The organism is Micromonospora thermarum, from assembly GCF_012034245.1.
In the GTDB taxonomy this organism is placed as follows: domain Bacteria; phylum Actinomycetota; class Actinomycetes; order Mycobacteriales; family Micromonosporaceae; genus Micromonospora; species Micromonospora thermarum.
The window spans coordinates 1-18229 of record NZ_JAATEO010000051.1 but is presented as its reverse complement, the minus strand read 5'-3'; the positions used below and the strand labels follow the sequence as shown (position 1 = coordinate 18229).

6 protein-coding genes and 3 pseudogenes are annotated in these 18229 nt (G+C 66.8%); 3 read left to right on the top strand and 6 right to left on the bottom strand.

Annotation, left to right across the window (positions count from 1 at the left end; translation table 11 throughout):
* The 3 genes and pseudogenes from HCJ94_RS27985 to fxlM all read right to left on the bottom strand — a co-directional run.
* On the bottom strand, positions 1–711 hold a 711-nt coding region (locus HCJ94_RS27985), incomplete at its 3' end, for a lantibiotic dehydratase (RefSeq protein ID WP_205802044.1).
* Between the two features lie 68 nt (positions 712–779).
* Positions 780–935, bottom strand: a complete 156-nt coding sequence (locus HCJ94_RS27980; RefSeq protein ID WP_132180749.1) for an FxLD family lanthipeptide — start codon at positions 933–935, stop codon at positions 780–782.
* Between the two features lie 12 nt (positions 936–947).
* Positions 948–2190 (bottom strand): annotated as a pseudogene (gene fxlM, locus HCJ94_RS27975) (methyltransferase, FxLD system).
* Between the two features lie 540 nt (positions 2191–2730).
* Here fxlM and HCJ94_RS27970 point away from each other — a divergent pair.
* A pseudogene (locus tag HCJ94_RS27970) lies at positions 2731–3399 on the top strand (helix-turn-helix domain-containing protein); the annotation flags it as partial.
* Positions 3400–4106: 707 nt separating this feature from the next.
* Here HCJ94_RS27970 and HCJ94_RS27965 read toward each other — a convergent pair.
* Both HCJ94_RS27965 and HCJ94_RS31000 read right to left on the bottom strand, forming a co-directional pair.
* The gene (locus HCJ94_RS27965) at positions 4107–4517 is read right to left on the bottom strand and encodes a hypothetical protein (protein WP_168004010.1); all 411 of its coding nucleotides are present in this window, start codon (positions 4515–4517) and stop codon (positions 4107–4109) included.
* Entirely contained in the window at positions 4504–11499 is a 6996-nt protein-coding gene (locus tag HCJ94_RS31000) for an RHS repeat-associated core domain-containing protein (protein WP_305070269.1), read from the bottom strand. The genes HCJ94_RS27965 and HCJ94_RS31000 overlap by 14 nt, the downstream gene beginning before the upstream one ends.
* Before the next feature lie 474 nt (positions 11500–11973).
* On the opposite strand from HCJ94_RS31000, the gene HCJ94_RS31325 reads away from it, so the two are divergent.
* Positions 11974–16200: a LamG-like jellyroll fold domain-containing protein gene (locus HCJ94_RS31325; RefSeq protein ID WP_168004009.1), complete on the top strand. Its 4227-nt coding sequence runs from the start codon at positions 11974–11976 to the stop codon at positions 16198–16200.
* Between the two features lie 447 nt (positions 16201–16647).
* Positions 16648–17836 (top strand): annotated as a pseudogene (locus tag HCJ94_RS27945) (IS3 family transposase).
* 57 nt (positions 17837–17893) lie between these two features.
* On the opposite strand, the gene HCJ94_RS27940 reads toward HCJ94_RS27945, so the two are convergent.
* Positions 17894–18229: histone-like nucleoid-structuring protein Lsr2 (locus tag HCJ94_RS27940; protein ID WP_168004008.1), on the bottom strand; the 336-nt coding region annotated here is incomplete at its 5' end.

Sequence of the window (18229 nt, the reverse complement as noted above, 5' to 3'; positions counted from 1 at the left end):
GGTGATGGGCGGGCGTAGGGCCGACAGCAGCACCCCGTTGTGGACCAGTTCGGCCAGCAGCCGCTCGGCGTCGGCGATGCTGGCGGGTCCGGCGATCGTCGCGGCGAGTTCGGCGAAGCTGACCGGGGACCGCGCCGCCTGAATCGCAGCACGGATCGGGCCGGTCAGGCGGACCTCGACGTCCCACCGCCAATCGGCGCTGGCGTGGGCACATGGCAGCACCCACTTGTCGCCGCGCCGGTATCCCAACGAGTTCGTCACCACCACGACGGCGCGCAGAGTGGCCAGGTCCTGTTCGGCCCGCGCGGTGTGCTCGGCGATGAACTGGCCGTCGGGGCGGGAGACCGCGCGATGGGCCTCGCCCAGGCGGACCGTCGCGCGAGCGCCGAACTGGACCGGGGCCACGCCGGCGAACGTGCCGAACGGGGTCGCACGGGTGGTCCAGCGCAGCAGGTACCGGACCGCTGATTGCACCAGGCGCCGCAGCCGCTGCTGAGGCACCGGACCGCTCAGAGCGCGTTGGATCTGGTCGGCCAACTGCGGCGCCGCGCAGGTAACGGCCGCCGCGAACCCGGGCAGCGTCCACGTCTTGTCCAGCCACTCGCGCCACTGATCCGGATGACCGTGGAACAAGTCGGGCCAGGCAGGCAGAACGAGGCCCTTTGGGTAGGCGGCGATTCTGATCAGCGCCGCACCACTTGAGGGAACCATGATGCACCACCGAATCGACGGGCCCGGCGCGCTCGACGCCGGGCCCGATCGTGAGAGGAACGGATGGGTCAGTTGCCGCCGTCGCACTTCGTGGTGCAGGCGTTGGAACCGGTGTTACCCGAGCCGCATCCGTCGTCGGTGGCGGTGGCGTAGCCGCCCGCGGTGGGGCCCGCGTCGACCAGGCTGACGTCCAGGGCGAACTCCGAGGCATCGGTTTCGTTCACGTGCGTTCCCTTCTATGCGGGGGTGAAGGTGAGGACGAAGCGGCTGTGCCGCTTGTCCAGCACCGTCCCGGCCGGCAGGTCGCCGTCGGGAGTACCAGCGGGCAGGACGTGCAGCACCGGCGAGGGGCTGCCCGCATCCAGCCACGCGCGCAACTGTTCGACCATCCGACCAGCCGCCGCCGCAGCATCGGGCCCATGCGCACAGGCACCCAGGTCGAACATGTCGTCGTCGTTCCAGCGCAGCGTCGAGCGGTAGCAGAACGCGCCGTTGTTGAGGGCGGCCGGTGTGCCAAAGCGCCACGCCGGGGCGACGACGCCCGCATCGACGGCCTCCCGCTGAGCCGTGAGAACAACGAACTGCTGTCCCGCATCGGTGATGCGGGCCGCCAACCACAGGTCGAGGTCAGCCAGGACGGCACGAGGGGGCAGGCTCACCCCGGCCCACGCCTGCGTCTGCGGCTGCGCCAACAGCTCACCTACGGCGTGGCGATTGACCTGCTGGTCCTCGTCCAGCCGCAGGTGCACCCCGTCAGCGATGTCGACGTACCGCACCTCATGCGCCCCGGCGCCCTGCATCGACACGAACCCGCACAACCGCTGGCTGTGACTGACCAGCCGGTCCCCCGTCCGACGCATCGCCCACGAGCGGGTCATCCCGAACGTCCGCAGCGGTACGACCAGCGTTCCGTTCTCGGCGACCTGCGCGGTCCAGGCCGGGGAAATGTCCCATGCGCCGACCGTGACGATGATCAGGTCGTATGAACGGCCCGGGCTGACCGGTTGCTCGGCGTCCGCGCACACCACGGCCACGTCGTCGTAACCCGCCGCTGTGAGGCAGGCGGTGGCCCGCTCGGTCACCTCTCGATCGATGTCTACGGTCGTGACCGAGCCCGACGGGCCGACCAGCTCGCGCAGCAGCGCGGCGTTTGTATCCGCCGGAGCCGATCTCGAGGACGTGGCGGCCGGGCAACCCGCCGTCGATGGCGTCGGCTGCCTGACCGAGCATCTCCGCGATGAGCCACGGCGCCGACACCGAGCTGACGGCCTCGTCGCCGATCCGCTTGGTCACCACGGCCTGGTCGGCCCGGTAGGCCTCCGTCAGCGCGGCATCCGGAGTGAACAGATGGCGTGGCACGGACCGTAGCGCCGCCTCCACCTCGGGCCGCATGATCAGCCCCTTCTCCGCGTGATCAGCGACGAGCTGATCGACCATTGCGGCGTGGAAATCCTCGCCGCTCACCGTCTCGACACTCATTCGGGTGCTCTCCCTTTCCGTCAGGGCCTCCCGATCGGATGGCCCGCCGTTCCGCTCTCCTCGGGCTCAACAGAGCGTCAAGCCGCTGGACTCGCCAAGTCACACGGAAGTCTGAAGTCGATGTGGTGCCGGCCGAAGGTTGCGTCCTGCTGGCGCGTGGATGCCCCAGCCATATGCGCGGATGCCGATACGCATGATCGCTCGCACGGCGGCAAGGCCCAGGGCGCAGCCGGCGTGTATCAAGATCACGGCGGCGGAGCGGTCTCCTGCTCCATTGCAACCTCCCGCGCTCGTTCAAGTCAGGGGCGGATCTGACGAGTAGCCCGGCCCGTCTCCACACTCGCCCGTCGAGGCGGTGGAGTGAATGCCAAGCATGCGGACGAAGCGGTTGTCCGCATGTGCGCCACCGATGAGCTTCTCCCGCCTCTACGCATCTCGGTGTTCTTGGTTGCGCCGCGCTGAACACTGAGTGACCCTATGTGCGCGATATCCATGCTGCTCATCGCCATGGTGGTGTGAACAGCCAGAGGAGGCGGTGCTATGGGCCAGACCCCGCGAACGCTCCAGCCGTCCCTGTCAGAGCGCCACTTCTTCGGTGCCGAGCTGCGTCGGCTGCGGGAGCGGGCCAACATCTCGCAGGCGCGACTCGGCGCGATGATCCGCTTCAGCGCCGACCTGGTGCGTCGGATCGAGACTGCGGACCGTTTCCCATCCCGGGAATTCGTCGAGGCCTGCGACAGGGCGTTGGCGGCCGGAGGGGCCTTGACCCGCCTGCTACCGCTTCTCGAGGGAAGTCGCGCCAGCGAGGGTAAGCGGGCAACTTCCCCGAGCGGTTCAACCAACGCCGGCACCCTGCTGCCCACCCAATCGGCGGAGACGCCCGGGATGGCGGACATGGTCGTCCGCGTTCCGTTCCAGCCAGGCGTTCTTGACCGCGCCGCGCTGGACTGGCTGAACGCTTCAGCGAGACCCCGCCTGCCCGTGGCCGGACGACCCGGCTCGCCTGACCAAGTCGACGAAGAGGATCTTCATCCGGCGGAGACCGCTTTGGCGATGTTCCGGCAGTTGGACCACACCCACGGCGCCGGACGAGTCCACGCCCAGGTGCAGCGGTACGTCGAAGGCGAACTGAACCGGCTGTTGCCAGGTCGTCGTGCGGGCGGGTGTACGACAGCTGCGCCTGGGCGGAGACGGTCCAGCGCTGCGGCAGCGGTTCCAGGCCCCACGTGGCGAGGGCGTCCTCGCAGCCGGGCCGGCAGACCAGCCTGTTCCGCAGCGCGGCGATGAGAGCGGACCGGGCCTCGACGGGGGCCAGAGCCTGCCGCTGCTCGATGGCGGCGATCGTTTCGGTGTGCAGGGTACGGATCTGGTCCGCGAGGTTGGCGTCGGTCATCGCTGCGCCGCCCGATTGCCGGCGGGAGCCGAGCCGGTGTGCGGGACCAGCTCGGCGAACGTAGCCAGCTGAGAGGTGGCCGTGTCGTGGGCTGCCGCCTGCCGACAAGACACTGAGCGACCCGACATGACGTGGGTTCGCTGTCCCGCCCTGGGCATCGAGCGCTTACGCCATGCAGGCTGACCGGCCAGCACGCATGGATCGAAGCAACCCCATGCTCGCCGGCCACTGGGCTGATGGATCGGCCCACTCACCTCGTGGGTCACTCCTACGGCGGCGTATTCGCGCTCCTCGCCGCGGTCCGGTGCCCGAATTAATTACATCGAGAGACTCCGCTGGAATCGCGTTTCGGGAGCAACCAATCGTGTTGTGGACGAGGACCGGTGTTTCACCAGCCAGCAGATAGTGCGTGTGAATGCCATCGACGGTGAGGTTGTAGGCCAAGCCGTGCTGGATGCTGTTCCAGTCGAGCCAGGCAGTAGCAACGAACACCACCGCCTGACCCTTCACGCACAATGTTCCGTTATGCCGGCACACCTATAGTCACGACCACGCGCGCCGCCCAATTGAATTCATCCACAAGAACGGTTACGCGGTTTCGCCCACGCCTCCCTGTAATCGTTAAGACCGCCCGGTTGTCCGAATCATGAATGCGGAAGCGACCGAACTCTGAATCAAATTCCCCAGAGAATGCCTCGACTAATCCTTCTGTTTCATGGCTCGGTGCGCTGTCACGATAAGCAGTTACCGCCACAGCGCCGTCGACGACACTCTGTACGGCAACATACAGCGAGTCCTGGTCGAAGTGCACGTACTCAGATGCGGCGTCCCAGTCCTCGTGAGCTGCCCCACTCTCGGCGTCCTCGATCACGAGCAAGCCATGGTCGAAGAACATCACGAACGAGCCAAGCAGGTTAGCATCAGGAGAACTCATAATTTCCTCCGATTAGTTGCCGCACTATACCACCTTGCTGTCTAGCGCACGGAAGACAGTGCGGGTAGGCGGTCTGCGGTGTGCCTGGAGCAACAGCCGCAGTCGCTGGCTGGTGGTCGGGGATCCAGCCGCCGGATCGGGTTCCGGAAGTTGTAGCACCGCAGACGTGACATCCATATGCGTTCCCTGCTTCATCAACCAAGTCCCGAACACCCGGGGCATTGATGTTGCCATCCACCAGTCCGACACCTTCCCGCGCATACGCTCCAGCGCCAAGGGTCTGATTGACAACGCAGCTTTCGCCGACGTTGTGGACGAGGACCGGTGTGTTGCCAGCGAGCACATAGTACGTGTGGATGCCATCGACGGTGAGGTTGTATGCCAGGCCGTATTGGATGCTGTTCCAGTCGAGCCCGGTGACAGCGACTGTTCTTCCCAAGGCCGTGTACAGGAGGTCGCCTGGATCGAGGGCCTGGCTGTCCTGCCACTGCTGATCTGTTTCGTTCCAGAACGGGTGGTCCTCGGTGGTGGTGAGGTCACCGCCGTCCACCCTGAGGTCGATGAGTTGGTCCTTGTGGACCCACAGGTGCGTGACCTCGCGGGGGCCTTCCTCACCCGTCTGCGGGTCGGTGGCCAGCACAAGGTCCCCGACTCGAATGTCCTTGATCGGCTTGGTGGTGCCATCCGCCATCAGAACTTCGGTGTCGCCGCTGAAGCTTCTTAGGGCGCAAGAGGTGGGCACACCGGGCGGCAGGTCGTCTGCATGGCGAGCTACGTTGACGAAGGCCTCGCCGATCTTGACGCCCGCCTTGGTCTTGCCAGCGATCGGCACCAAGCCGGCGGCCGTGAAGGCGCAGCCGGAGACACTTCCTCCTGCGCAGTCCATGATGTCCTGCACGCCGCTAAGCTCGAGCACGATCGTGCTGATGATTTTGCGGAACTGCTTTTCGCGTTCGGCATCGAATTGTGCGCAGACATCGGGCGAGTTGTAGCAGAAGGCTCCCCACATGGCGTGGCGCTTGTCGACCGGATCCAGGTTGCGGTAGTCGAACTGGGAATTCGTCATGAGTCGTGCGACGTCGTCAAGGCTTACTGCCTTGTCGCCCCTGGTGGTCCTGCCGCTACGAGGGTCACCGCCGACTTGGACGTCGTGGTAGGGGTTGGAGGGTTGGCCGCTGACAATCGGGGGTGCGCCGGAGCCGCCGTTGCCACCAGGGGAGGTTTGGCCGCCACCCCATGCGTCCTCGAAGTATTCCAGGCCGGTGGGGTCTGAGTACGTGGTGGGGTTGTTGTTGGCGTAGGCGTAGCCGTTCCACTGTTGGGGGTCGTCGAGGTCCTGAATGGGGTCGACGCTGATGAAGCGGCCGATGGTGGCGTCGTAGTTGCGGGCGCCAATCTGGGTGAGCCCGGTGGTCGTGTTCAGGGGCTGGTTTAGGAAGCCGCGGTTGTCCGGCACTACGACTGTGGCGCCGCGGGGTCCGCCGTAGGGGGTGTATTGGCGCCAGGTGGGGGTTTGGGCGGTGTTGTTGAGGTAGAGGGTGGGGGTGCCTTGGTGGTCGGGGATGGCGAAGGAGTAGGCGGTGGTGCTGCCGGTGCGGATGGCGGTGGCGCCGCCGGGCAGGGGGTAGTAGCGGACGCCGCTCAGGGCTTCGGTGCTGGTGTTGAGGGTGATTTGGGTGCCGGGCAGGTAGAGCGTGTTCTTCCCGGGGTCTTTCTGGATGAGGAGGTTGCCGTCTGCGTCGTAGACGAAGGAGGTGTTTCCGCCGGTACTACCGGTGACGGAGGTGAGTTCGCCGGTGTCGTCCCAGGTGAGGGTTTGGGTGCCTTGGCCGGCTTCGCGGGTGGTCATATTGCCGGCAGGGTCGTAGGTGTAGGTGGTGCTGCCGGTGAGGCCGCCGGAGGTGCTGGTGAGGGTGTGGGGTTGGCCGGCGCCGTTGCCGTCGTGGGTGTAGTCGGTGGTGATGTCGTTGGCTTGGCCGCCGGTCGGTGAGTACTGGATTTGTTTGGTGCGGTTACCGACGGGGTCGATGGTCCATTCGGTCCAGTAGGCGCTGGTGGAGCCGATGCCGCTGCCGACCATCGTGCGGTTGCTGATGGTGGGTGTGGCGGCGCAGTTGTCGGTGGCGGTCCAGGCTTTGGTGAGGCGGCGTAGGGCGTCGTAGCGGTAGCACTGGGTTTCGGTGTTGGTGGTGGGTTCGTAGCGGGTGTCGGCTTTCTTGATGATGTTGCCGACCTGGTCGTACAGGTAGTCCTGCTTGTCGACGTTGGTAGTGGCGGTGGTGGACGTGGTCTTGGTGACCAGCTGCTGGGTGCGCCAGCCGAAGTGGTCGTCGTAGGTGTTGACGATGGAGGCGAGGCTGCTGGCGGAGCCGACGGCGTTCCGGCTGACCCGGCGCCAGGAGTCGTAGTCGGTGGCGTTGCTGTATGCCGCGAGGCCGCTGAGGGTCGTGGGTAGCTCGTAGGCGTTGTAGCCGTAGCGCACGCTTTCTGCTGGCAGGTTGCCGCGGGCCGGGTGGCTGTCGATCAGCGGTTTGCCGAGGATGGTGTCGTAGCTGTGGCCGAAGAAGTAGGTGTTGCCAAGTAGGCCTTCGGTGGCGGGGATGGTGATGGTTTCGCCGGTGGAGGCGCCGAAGACGGTGAAACCCTTGTACTGGGTGCTGTACTCAGCGCCGCCGCGGTAGGCGATGCTGGTGGTCAGCTTGCCGATCGGATTGGTGACGCTGGCGACGGCGTTGTCGTTGTCGTATACCCAGGCGGCGAGCTTGTTGGTGGTCGACTGGCCGCTGATGGGGGCGGCGTAGCTGCCGGTCTTGCGGTTGAGATTGTCGTAGGTGTAGGAGACGGTCTTGTTGCGGGCGTCGGTGACCTCGGTGAGGTTGCCCGCGCCGTCGTACTTGCTGGTGGTCACGCCCGTGTCGGGGTCGTCCCGGCTGGTGACCTGCCCGAGGAGGTTGTATTGGCGGGTCCAGGTGTTGCCGGCGGTGTCGGTGAGGCTGGACTGCAGGCCCTGCCCGTTGTAGCCGTAGCTTGTGGTTTGGGTGGCGCCGCCGCTGAGGTAGTGGATGCCGGTGAACGGGTTGGCGGGGCTTTGCAGGGTCGGCGCCGAGGTGTACTGAATCAGCTTCTCGGTGCGGCCGAGCGGGTCCACGACTGCCGCAGTGGTGGTACCACCGGTCGGGGGGATGACCGTGGTGCGGTCACCGTTGTAGACGGAGCGGGTCGTCGATTTGGTGAGGCCATCGCGGCGGGTGTCGGTCTGGATGACGCGGCCGAGGCCGTCGTAGGTGTGGAAGGTCTGGTGGAGCGCCTTCTTCTGCAGGCCGTCTGTGTAGACGGGGGTGCCGTTGGGGCCGGTGGAGGCGTCCCACCAGCCGTCGTACGTGGCACCAACCCAGCCGCGGCTGTCGTAGAAGCTGTCGCTGACGAGCCGGCCGCCGTTCGGAGTCCAGGTCTGAGTTTGCCGGACGCGGAGCAGGGCGTCGTAGATGGTGGTGCTGGGCAGGTATTCGTTGTTGCGGGTGAGCTGTTCGGTGGTGGTGGCGGTGGGGCCGGTCTTGGAGACGGTGTAGGCGAACTTGACGTGGGCGGTGCTGGTGGTGGGTCGGGATGCTAGCCAGACGGCGGTGGCGCGGCCGAGGGCGTCGTATTGCTGGGTGGTGACGACATCGTTCGCGTCGGTGGTGACGGTGGTGAGGTTCCGTCGTGGCTTGATGGTGGTGGTGATGTCGTGGTTGTCGGCGTTGGTGACGGTGATTGAGGTGGTGAGGCCGGCGGCGTTGTCGGTGTAGTCGGTGCGGGTCTTGTTGCCGTTGCCGTCGTAGATGGCGGTGCCGCGGCCGTACGCGTCGAAGTCGGCGCGGTCGGTCGTCTGGTACGTGTACGCGCTGCCGTTCCAGCCGACGGCCTTGCGGATCATCGTCACGTTGCCCTTGCTCGGCGCGGTGGCCTGCGGGAACGTCTCGGCGAAGGTGGGGTCGTCGAAGTAGGTGCGTACGTGGGAGATGACCTGCGCAGGCCGGTTGACGACGGCCGGGGCGGTGAGCGTGTTCGTGGTTGCCGGCACGGTGGCCGGTGAGCCCTGGGTGAAGCCGCCGCACGCCACGGAAACGGTCTCCACCTGGGCGACGAGACCGACCAGGTTCTTGACGGTGTTGACCGGGGCGTAGCCGGTGGTGGTGCACCGGTCGTAGGCGGGGTTAACCGGGACGGTGTGGTCGTAGGTGTGCTTGAGCAGGCCGAACGTCGGCGAGGTGATGGAAGTGTCGTAGGAGCTGTCGGTCTGGTTGTACCGCCAGGTGGTGGTGCCGCCGGTGGTGACCGCCTGTCGGCTCCACACCTGAACAGGTGCGCTCAGGGTGGCCGTCAGCGGAGACAGGCCGGTGCGGTTGCGGGTGGCGGTCGCGTTGGACACCCAGTAGGCGGTGACCGTCGATTTGTCGACGGCGCCGCCGTCGCCGAGGTAGGTGGTGGTTTCCAGTTCCCGGCCGGCGAGCTGGTCGAGGTCTTCGTGGACGCCGCCGGCGGAGTCGGTGACGGTGACGACCGTGGTGTTGTTGTTCTTCGACATGCCCCGGTAGTAGGTCGTCTCCGACAGCGTCCGCGGGTCGTTGCTGCCGTCGCCGGAGCGCACCTTGACCCTGCCGTATCCGCGGAACTGGCCGTAGGTGCGGTACTTGGCCTTGACGACCTCGTTTTCGTCGTACCGCCACGCCGCACCGCCGACGTACTCGTAGCTGGTAGCGGTTGCGGGTGCGCCGCCGGTGGGGTCGGTCGCGCTGACCTTGGTGACGGCGTACCTGTTGAACCAGTCCAGCACCGGCTCCGGATAGGCCTCCGGTGTCCAGTACACCGGGTAGCAGGACTTGGTGTTCGATGCCGGGCTCTGCGACACCGGGGCCGCGCAGGGCTGCGGTAATTCGTAGGAGACGGTGATGACCGACCCGGTTTCGGTGGTGATGGTCTCGATGCGCTGCCGGTACAGCGCCGGGCGGCCGCCGAGGATGTCGACCCGGTTGGCGAGCTTCTTGGCGCCGAAGCTGACCGACGGCAGGGTGATAGGGGTAGTGGAGCCGCCGCCGCTGAGGTCGTGGCCGGTACGGGCGATCGAGGACAACCACAGCGTCGGTGAGGTGCCGTCACCCGTCGGCGGAATGGTGTGAGTCAGCGCGTAGGTGTCGACCTTCTCGTGCCTGGCGGTGCCGGTGTCGTACTGCTGCGTCTCGATCGAGGTGAGACGGACGGTGGAGAAAAACGACGGACTCCAGTCGTCACAGTCGGTGCCGCTGGCGCAGATGAGGTCGAACGGCACGTCCGGCCAGTTGGCCTTGGTGGTGTCGTTGAGCGGGGAACAGGTGCCGGCGAGACAGCGGTCGCCGGTGTGGAACAGCACCCGGTTCGGCACGGTGTTGTAGGCGTTGCCGTCGGTGAAGCCGTAGTCAATGCGGGTCAGCCAGCTGTCGCGGATGTAGGCCACATCGGTGGCGCCCTTGTTGCGGCCGTAGTAGTTCGTGGCCTGGTCGTAGTAGTAGGCCATCGCGTTGCCGTGGACGTCGGTGACGTAGTCGAGGTTCCACCGGTAGGCCATCGTGCAGACCGAGGAGCTGAAGCCGGCTGCGTTGTAGCAGGGGTCGCCCGAGTGGGGCGAGTACACCGGGACGTGGTCGACGGACTTGGTTTCGGTCTTACCGGAGGCCCAGCCCGGCAGGCGGTTGCGGCCGAACTCGTAAACGGTGCCGTTGCGTTCGGTGATGCGCCAGAACTCGCCGCCATGGGTGCCGGAGCCGTTGCCCGGCACGCGGGTGATGACGGCGCCGGTGTCATTCTGCGACTTCCACACCTGCTTGGTCTGGTCCCAGACGAGTGCGGTGGTGGAGCCGTTCAGCGACAGCGTCAGGATCTGCCCGGCCCAGCAGCGGTCATCGGTTGCCACCGGGGACGGACTGCCGCCGGGGTTGTCCTTGCAGGAGGCGAAAGTCTGCTCGATGTACGACTTCGGCGTCGACCATCCGTCGCCCACCCAGGAGGCCTGCGCGTTGGTGGAGACGGTCTGCCCGTCGACGCTGCTGGAGTCGTAGAACAGCGACACGTCCGGCATCAGCTTCGACCGGGCCGGCGGGACCACGATCGGATAGGAGTAGGTGAACGAGCCGGTGCTGCCACCCGCGGCCCAGGATCCCGACGCCTTCAGGTCAGAGGCCGCGTAGGTGCCGCCCGGGCCGCCCTCCTCACCCGCGCTCGCCACCGCGGCCAGCACCGTCGCACCCGACACACCCGCGTCGGCGTCGACACTGGTCAGCGGGATGTCGGCCGACACGGTGCGGGCCCCCGAGTCGTTGGTCGACGACAGCGGCTGCGGCGTGCGGCAGTTCGCGACCTGCGGGGTAGTCATTGCGCAGGCCGGCAGGCGCACCAGCCGCAACCGGGAGCCGTAGTTACCCCCGTAAGCCTCGGCGAAGTCAGCGTAGTCCACGCCGATGCGCACCCGGCCGGACCGGGCGGGCACACCGGCCGCCGGTTCGGGGGTGACCGTGAGCAGCAGACCGTCGACCCCGGCCGCCTGCGCCGCAGCACGGTCGACGACACGGACATCGAGGCGCTGCGGACCGCTGTACCGCCCGCCCTGGGCCAACGGCTGCGCCCAGACCGGGACGCCGGCGGCCCGCGACCTGGTCTGCGCTGCCGTCGCGGAGGCCGGCGTCGTCAGGGACAGGCGCGCTCGTGCAGCCTTCGGCCACGCCGTCCGTGTCGGACGGTAGGTCGACTTCGCGTCGTCTGGCGGCGTCGTGAACTTCATGGGTAGCGGCTTGACGCCGGTGACCGCGCGGCCAGGTGACGGCGGCGGCGGTAACACGACCTCCGGGCGGTCCGGCCTGGCGCTGGCTGCCGGACCGTTCGCCAATCCCACAACCAATGCCGCCACCGTGAGCACCGCCGCTGTCCTCGTGCGACGGCTGAACAGGTGTGAGCCGGCGAGCCGGACCATGGATCCCCCTTGAACCGGAGATAGGCGAGACCACGCTTCGTGCCGGACCGCGCACCCCGTGGCGGCAAACAATCTTGCATGTTCACCAGCTTCGAAGGTAACGGCGGGATAACGATTGATCGTTTCGGGCGTGGCGGACGGGGACTGACGCAGACCGATGCCGTCCAAAGCAACCGAAGCAGGCCAGTTGGACGCGAGGGCGGCAATCGGTGGCAGATCGCGCTAGCTGGGCGACCGTGCGTTACTTTGGATCTTCCCTCCGGGTGCGACGGCTGGTTCACTACTGGCGCCAGTCCACGATCATGATGACGGGGGAGCCAGCCACCCATGCCCCGACCTACCTCACTTGCGAGGCGATCTGTTGCCTCCGCTGCCCTACTCGGCCTTTTCGCCAGCGCCACTCTGGTCGGCCATCCCGCCGTGCCGGCGAAGGCGTCGGCGGTCGCGGCACCGGCTGCGAACACCCCATCCGGCGTGCCACTCGACGACGCCTTGGCTACCGCGAAGCGAACCGGTGAGCCGGTCGAGGCAACCGCCGCGGGCACCGCCAGCCAGGTGGTGACCGCCCGCCCTGACGGTCAGGTCGAACTCGCCCTGTCCGCCGTGCCGATCCGCAAGCGGGTCGACGGACAGTGGAAGTCCCTCGACCCCACCCTGGTGCGGCAAGCCGACGGCCGAATCACACCCTCCACCACCACCCACGACATCACGCTCTCGGGCGGCGGCACCACCCCTCTGGTGCAGATGGTCAGGGGCGATCAGTCACTGACGCTCACCGCTCCCATGACTCTGCCCACGCCCAATCTCGCCGGGCCCACTGCCACCTACCCCGGTGTGCTCCCCGGGGTCGATCTCACCGTCACCGTCAGCCCCGAGGGCGGCTTCTCCCACGTATTCGTCGTGCGCGACGCCACCGCCGCCGCCAACCCGAAGCTGGCCCGCCTCGAGCTGCCTCTCACCACACGCGGACTGACGCTCAAAGCTGACACTGCCGGCAACATCACCGGACGCGACCGCCGCGGCACCGCCGTCATGACCGCCCCCGCCGCCGTCATGTGGGACTCCACCGCCACGCAGCCCACGGCGCGACAGGCCGCCGCGTCCGACAGCACACAGAGCCCATCCCCCGCCCCGTCACCGTCGCCGTCGCCGTCGAGCAGCCAGGCGCCCGGGTCAGCCGCGCGCACGGCGCCCGTCGAGGTGCAGGTGACCGACAGCAGCCTCACGCTTGAACCCGACCCCGCCCTGCTGACAGACCCGAAGACCGTGTACCCGGTCTACATCGACCCGACGTTCACCTGGACCCCGTACGGCTCGGCCAACACCGGCTGGGCCACGATCTCCTATCAGCATCAAGACACGAACTACTGGAAGGACACACCTGACCCGAATGGGCGGATGCAGGTCGGCAACGCCGGCAGCCAACGCTCCAACACACTCATCAACTTTCCCGTGCCGTATAGCACCTTGAAGGGCGCGGAAATCAACTCCGCCACTTTCAAGATCCGCAACACCTGGTCGTGGAGCTGCACCGCAAAGACCGTCAACGTGTACGGCCCAGGGACGACGTTGACCTCGTCGAACGCGACATGGAACTACTGGGAGGGGGTCAGCAAGGGCACCGCCATCGCGTCGAAAAGCTTCGCCTACGGCTACAGCGGATGCAACGCCAACGATGTTTCCTTCGACATCATCGACCGCATCAAGGCGGACGTGGCCGAGAATCGCGGCACCCGCACCGTGTGGATGGTCGCCGCCAACGAAGCCACCGACACACAAAGCTGGAAAGAGTTCCTCGAAACCAGCCCTACGCTGACCATCCTCTACAACCACAAGCCCAACACCCCCACGGGGATGACCACCTCTCCCGTCACCTCGTGCACCGCCGCCACCCCCACTGTTGTCGGTGACGCCGACGTCCGGCTCTACGCCCCGGTGTCTGACCGCAACGGCGGGGTGCTCGGCGTGTCGTTCAAGCTGTGGAAGACCTCCGACAGCACCCAGACCGCGCTCGCCTCCTCCGACCCCAACCTGCTGACATACCCCTCCGGCAGCACCGCGGTACTCATCGTGCCCGTCGCCAAACTGCAAGCTGCCGCCAGCGGTCAGCTGACGACGTTCTCCTGGAAGGTGCAGGCCACCGACTTCCGCACACCCAGCGACTGGTCGGCAACCTGCAAGTTCACCTTCGACCCCTCACGGCCCGGCCAACCCTCCGTCACACAGCCGACTGTCCCGACGGTCATCGGCCAGCCCGCCACCTTCACCTTCAGCAAGGCCAGCGGAACGACACCCAGCGCCTACGTGTACCAGCTCAACGCCGGCCCGCCCATCGACGTCGCCGCCGACACCAGCGGCAACGCCACCGTCTCCGTCGTCCCCACCCGCTACACCAACACCCTCACCGTCACCAGCGCCTCCGCCGGCGGCAACATCGGTGAAAGCGCCAGCATCACGTTCAACTCCGCCGCCCCCACCCCGGCTGCGGACGGTGACATGACCGGCGACGGAGTCGCCGACCTGGTCACCGTCGGCGGCACCCACGACCTGCCCGCCGGACTGTGGCTCGCCACCGGCGGCGCCGCCATCGGCATCAGCCGCGCCGCCACCAACATCGGCGCCCACGGCTTCCACGTCGGTGCCACCGCCGGACCAGACAACTACACCGGCACACAAGTCAGCACCGGCCGGTTCTTCGGCGAAGGGCTGCAGGACATCCTCGTCTATCAAACCACCGGCGACAACGCCGGCGGTGCGAGCATCCTCCGCGGCAACGGCGACGGCTCCACCATCCACGGACAACGCGACGAGAACCGAGTCCCGATCATCGCCGACCTCCTGCTCGACATGAACAGCAACTCGCCACGCCAGCTCACCGCCGCCGGGGACCCCCGGGGCACGGGCTTCCCGGACCTCATCGGCATCAGCGGCGACGCCACCAACGGCTACAGCCTTCTCTACTATCCCGTCGGACTCACCGCGGGTGACTACTGGCAGACGCAGCCCATCGACACACCCACCCCGGCAGGCGGCAGCGACTGGGACAACTGGACCATCGCCACCGCCCAAACGAGCACCGGCACAGCCATGTTCCTTTGGAACCCCGGCACCGGCGCCTTGCACCTGTGGAACCAGTTCACGTTCAACCCGGAAACCTCCGAGCTCAGCTACACCCCCTACACCCTTCGCGCCACCGGCTGGAACACCAGCGCCACGCTCGGCCTGCGCGCCGCTGACATCGACGGCAACGGCACCCCGGACCTGTGGACGGTCGGCGCAGGTTCATCCGCAACCCCCTGGCACGTGACCAACCTGACCATCAGCGAGAACGGAAACACCGGCACCATCGCCGCCGCTCCCGCCCAAACCCTCATCACGTCCAACCACACTTGGCAACTCAACGACGCCGAATCAGGCGCCGTGACCACGGCCGAGGACACCAGCGGCACCCTGCACGCCACCGCCACCGGCGGTGTCACCTGGAGCACCGGCGACACCTTCAGCCCCAACGCCGACTTCAACGGCAGCAACGGCGGCCTGAGCACCACTGGATCCGCCGCGGCCACCAACGCCGACTTCACGGTCTCCGTCTGGGCAAAACCCACCGCCTACGGCGGCACTTTGCTCTCCCAGGACGGCGTCAACACCTACGGCTACAAACTTTGGACCGACGCCAGCGACAAGTCCTGGCGCGTCGCCATGCCCCGCACCGACGTCACCTCCCCCGTCTTTGACGTCGTCACCGCCGGCCCCAACAGCGCGCGCCTCGGCATCTGGACCCACCTCACCGTCACCTACGAGAAGACAACCTCGACGCTGACGCTGTACGTCAATGGCGCCAACGTCGGGCACACCAAACCCGCAGCGACCTGGAACGCCAACAGCAGCTTCCGCATCGGCCACCACCGTGCCGCAGGCGCCAACGGCGGCTGGTACACCGGAGCCCTCGCCCTAGCGCAGACCTGGAACACCGTCTCCACCGGAAACGTCACCCTCATCGGCGCCCTCTCCGACGGACGACTCACCTACACCCAGATCGACTCCGACACCGGCGACCGGACTAAGAAACTCGTCTCCGCCAGCACCCTCGGCTTCACCCCCAAAGCCATGGCCGTCATCAACGCCACCACCCTGCTCGTCACCAACACCACCGGCAAGCTCTACCGAGTCGACATCCTCACCGCCGACCTAGCCCTCCGATTCAGCCCACCCGTCGAACTGTTCAGCAGCGGATGGACCCACGACCGGCTCACCTACGACGGCACCGGCAAACTCTTCGGCATCGCCGCCGGCAACCTCCGCCGATACGACATCACCAGCAGCAAACCCACCAGCGCGAACATCATCAACAACACATACATCGACAGCGGCTTCACCCTCGACACACTCACCGCAACCGGCCCATCCTGGATCCTCGGAACCACCAGCGACGGACGCCTCATGTCCTACAAGATCAACGGGCCCGCGAACTGGCTCGACTACACCCTGCGCAGCTCCACCTGGAACATCATGACCCAACTCGCATCCCCAGGAGGGGGCGTCTACTACGGGCGGCGCACCGACACCGGCCTCGGACGATACGTCGACACCAACCCCTACGACGGAAGCGGCAGCGACATCGTCTTCTACCCAACCGACCCGGTAAACGCCTCCGGCTGGAACGAAATCCTTCTCGGCGCACAACCCAACACCCTCGGATGAGATAGCTCGAGGGGAGAGGAGCGTCCGCCGCCTCCTCTCCCCTCGGCTCAACAGGCACTCGCGCCAGCCTTGATGCAGCACGGCGAATACTTCGGTCTTCCCGAAGAGGTCGCTCGACCATCAACGGCACTGACGGGGCAAAGACGTGCGGAAACAAGAAATATAGGCATGATCAGGTGCCTATTCGATGCCTTCTAGTGCTCCCAGCTGCTCCCGATGCGCTCCCCCGGTTGAACCTCGCCTTGAGGATGCTGCGGGTACACGAGTGAAGGTCCCAGTGAGCACGAGCAAGCGGCCATGGGCACAGTCAGATTTCAGCAGGCGCCCGGGCTGCACGATTGCACCGGTGAACCGCCTCGGTTCTTGGAGACTTCCCCGCTCGGGAAGGATCGAGAGAGGGCAGGAACGAAGCCGTATCCGCAGGAGCTGCGAGAACGGGCGGTGCGGATGGTCGCGGAGGTGCGGCCGAACTACGAGTCGGACTGGGCGGCCATCACGGCGGTGGCGGCCCGGCTCGGGATTGGCACGGCCGAGACGTTGCGTAAGTGGGCGCGCAGGTCGACGAGGGCCGGCGGCCGGGGGTGACGTCGGAGGAGTCTGCGGAGCTGAAGCGGCTGCGGCGGGAGAACGCCGAGCTGCGTCGGGCGAATGAGATCATGAAGGATGCGTCGGCTTTCTTCGCGGCCGAGCTCTACCGGCCTACGACACGCTCGTGAGGTTCGTCGACGAGCATCGGGACCGCTTCGGCGGAGTCGAGCCGATCTGCAGCCCGTGCTGCGCCAGCACGGGCTGCAGATCACCCCGAGCGGCTACTGGGCGGCCAAGAAGCGTCCGCCGTCGAAGCGGCAGGTGCGTGATGCGCAGCTGACAGATCCGGTCCGCGAGATCCACTCGACGAACTACGGCGTCTACGGAGCCCGCAAGATCTGGCACGAGCTGCGCCGCCAAGGGCACCCGACGGCCCGGTGCACGGTCGAACGGTTGACGCGTGACGCCGGCCTGACCGGCGTCGTCGGCGGCAAGAAGATCCGCACCACGACCGCCGATTCCGGGCATGAACGGGCCGCCGATTTGCTCAACCGGGACTTCACCGCCGCCCGGCCGAATCGGTGCTGGGTCGCGGACCTCACCCACGTCGCCGCCTGATCCGGCGTCTACGTCGCGTTCGTCGTCGACGTCTACTCCCGGTGCGATCGTGGGTTGGTCCGCGGCGACGAACAAACGCATCCCGCTGGTCCTGGCCGCCCTGGACATGGGGTTGTGACGCCGTGACCGCGCCGGGCAACCGGTCGGCGCGGGCCTGGTACATCACAACGATGCGGGCAGTCAGTACACGTCATTCCGCTTCACCACCCACCTGCTCGATGCCGGTATCGACGCCTGGATCGGCAGTGTCGGCGATGCCCTGGACAACGCGGTGATGAAGTCCCCCATCGGCCTCTACAAGACCGAGCTGATCAAACCCCGAGGTCCGGGGCGCAGCCTCGCCCAGGTCGAACTGGCCACCGCCGAGTGGGGCGACTGGTACAACAACCAGCGCCTGCACTCCGCCATCGGGCACGTCCCACCCACCGAATACGAGTCGATGTTCTACGCTCCACCCCAGCCCCGCGAGGTGGTTGGAGCCAACAGCTGAGGTCTCCACAAAACCCGGGGCGGTTCAGTCTTTACATCTACATCTGACATGGACGGGTCAGCGGCCTGCCTTCGAGTGGTACTCGTCGACGATCTCCTGCGGGATCCGGCCGCGGTCGGAGATGTCCTTGCCGGCCTTCTTGGCCCACGCCCGGATCGCCTTGTTCTGCTCGCGGTCGATGGCGGCCCCGCCCCGGCCCCGGGCAGCGCGGCCACCCACGACCACGCCACCTCGGCCGACCTTCGTGCCGTGAGCGACGTACGGCGCGAATACGTCACGCAGTTTCTCGGCATTGGCGCTCGACAGGTCTATCTCATACTGGACTCCGTCAAGGGCGAACTTGACGGTCTCGTCAGCGTCTCCGCCGTCGAGGTCATCGACCAGCCTATGAAG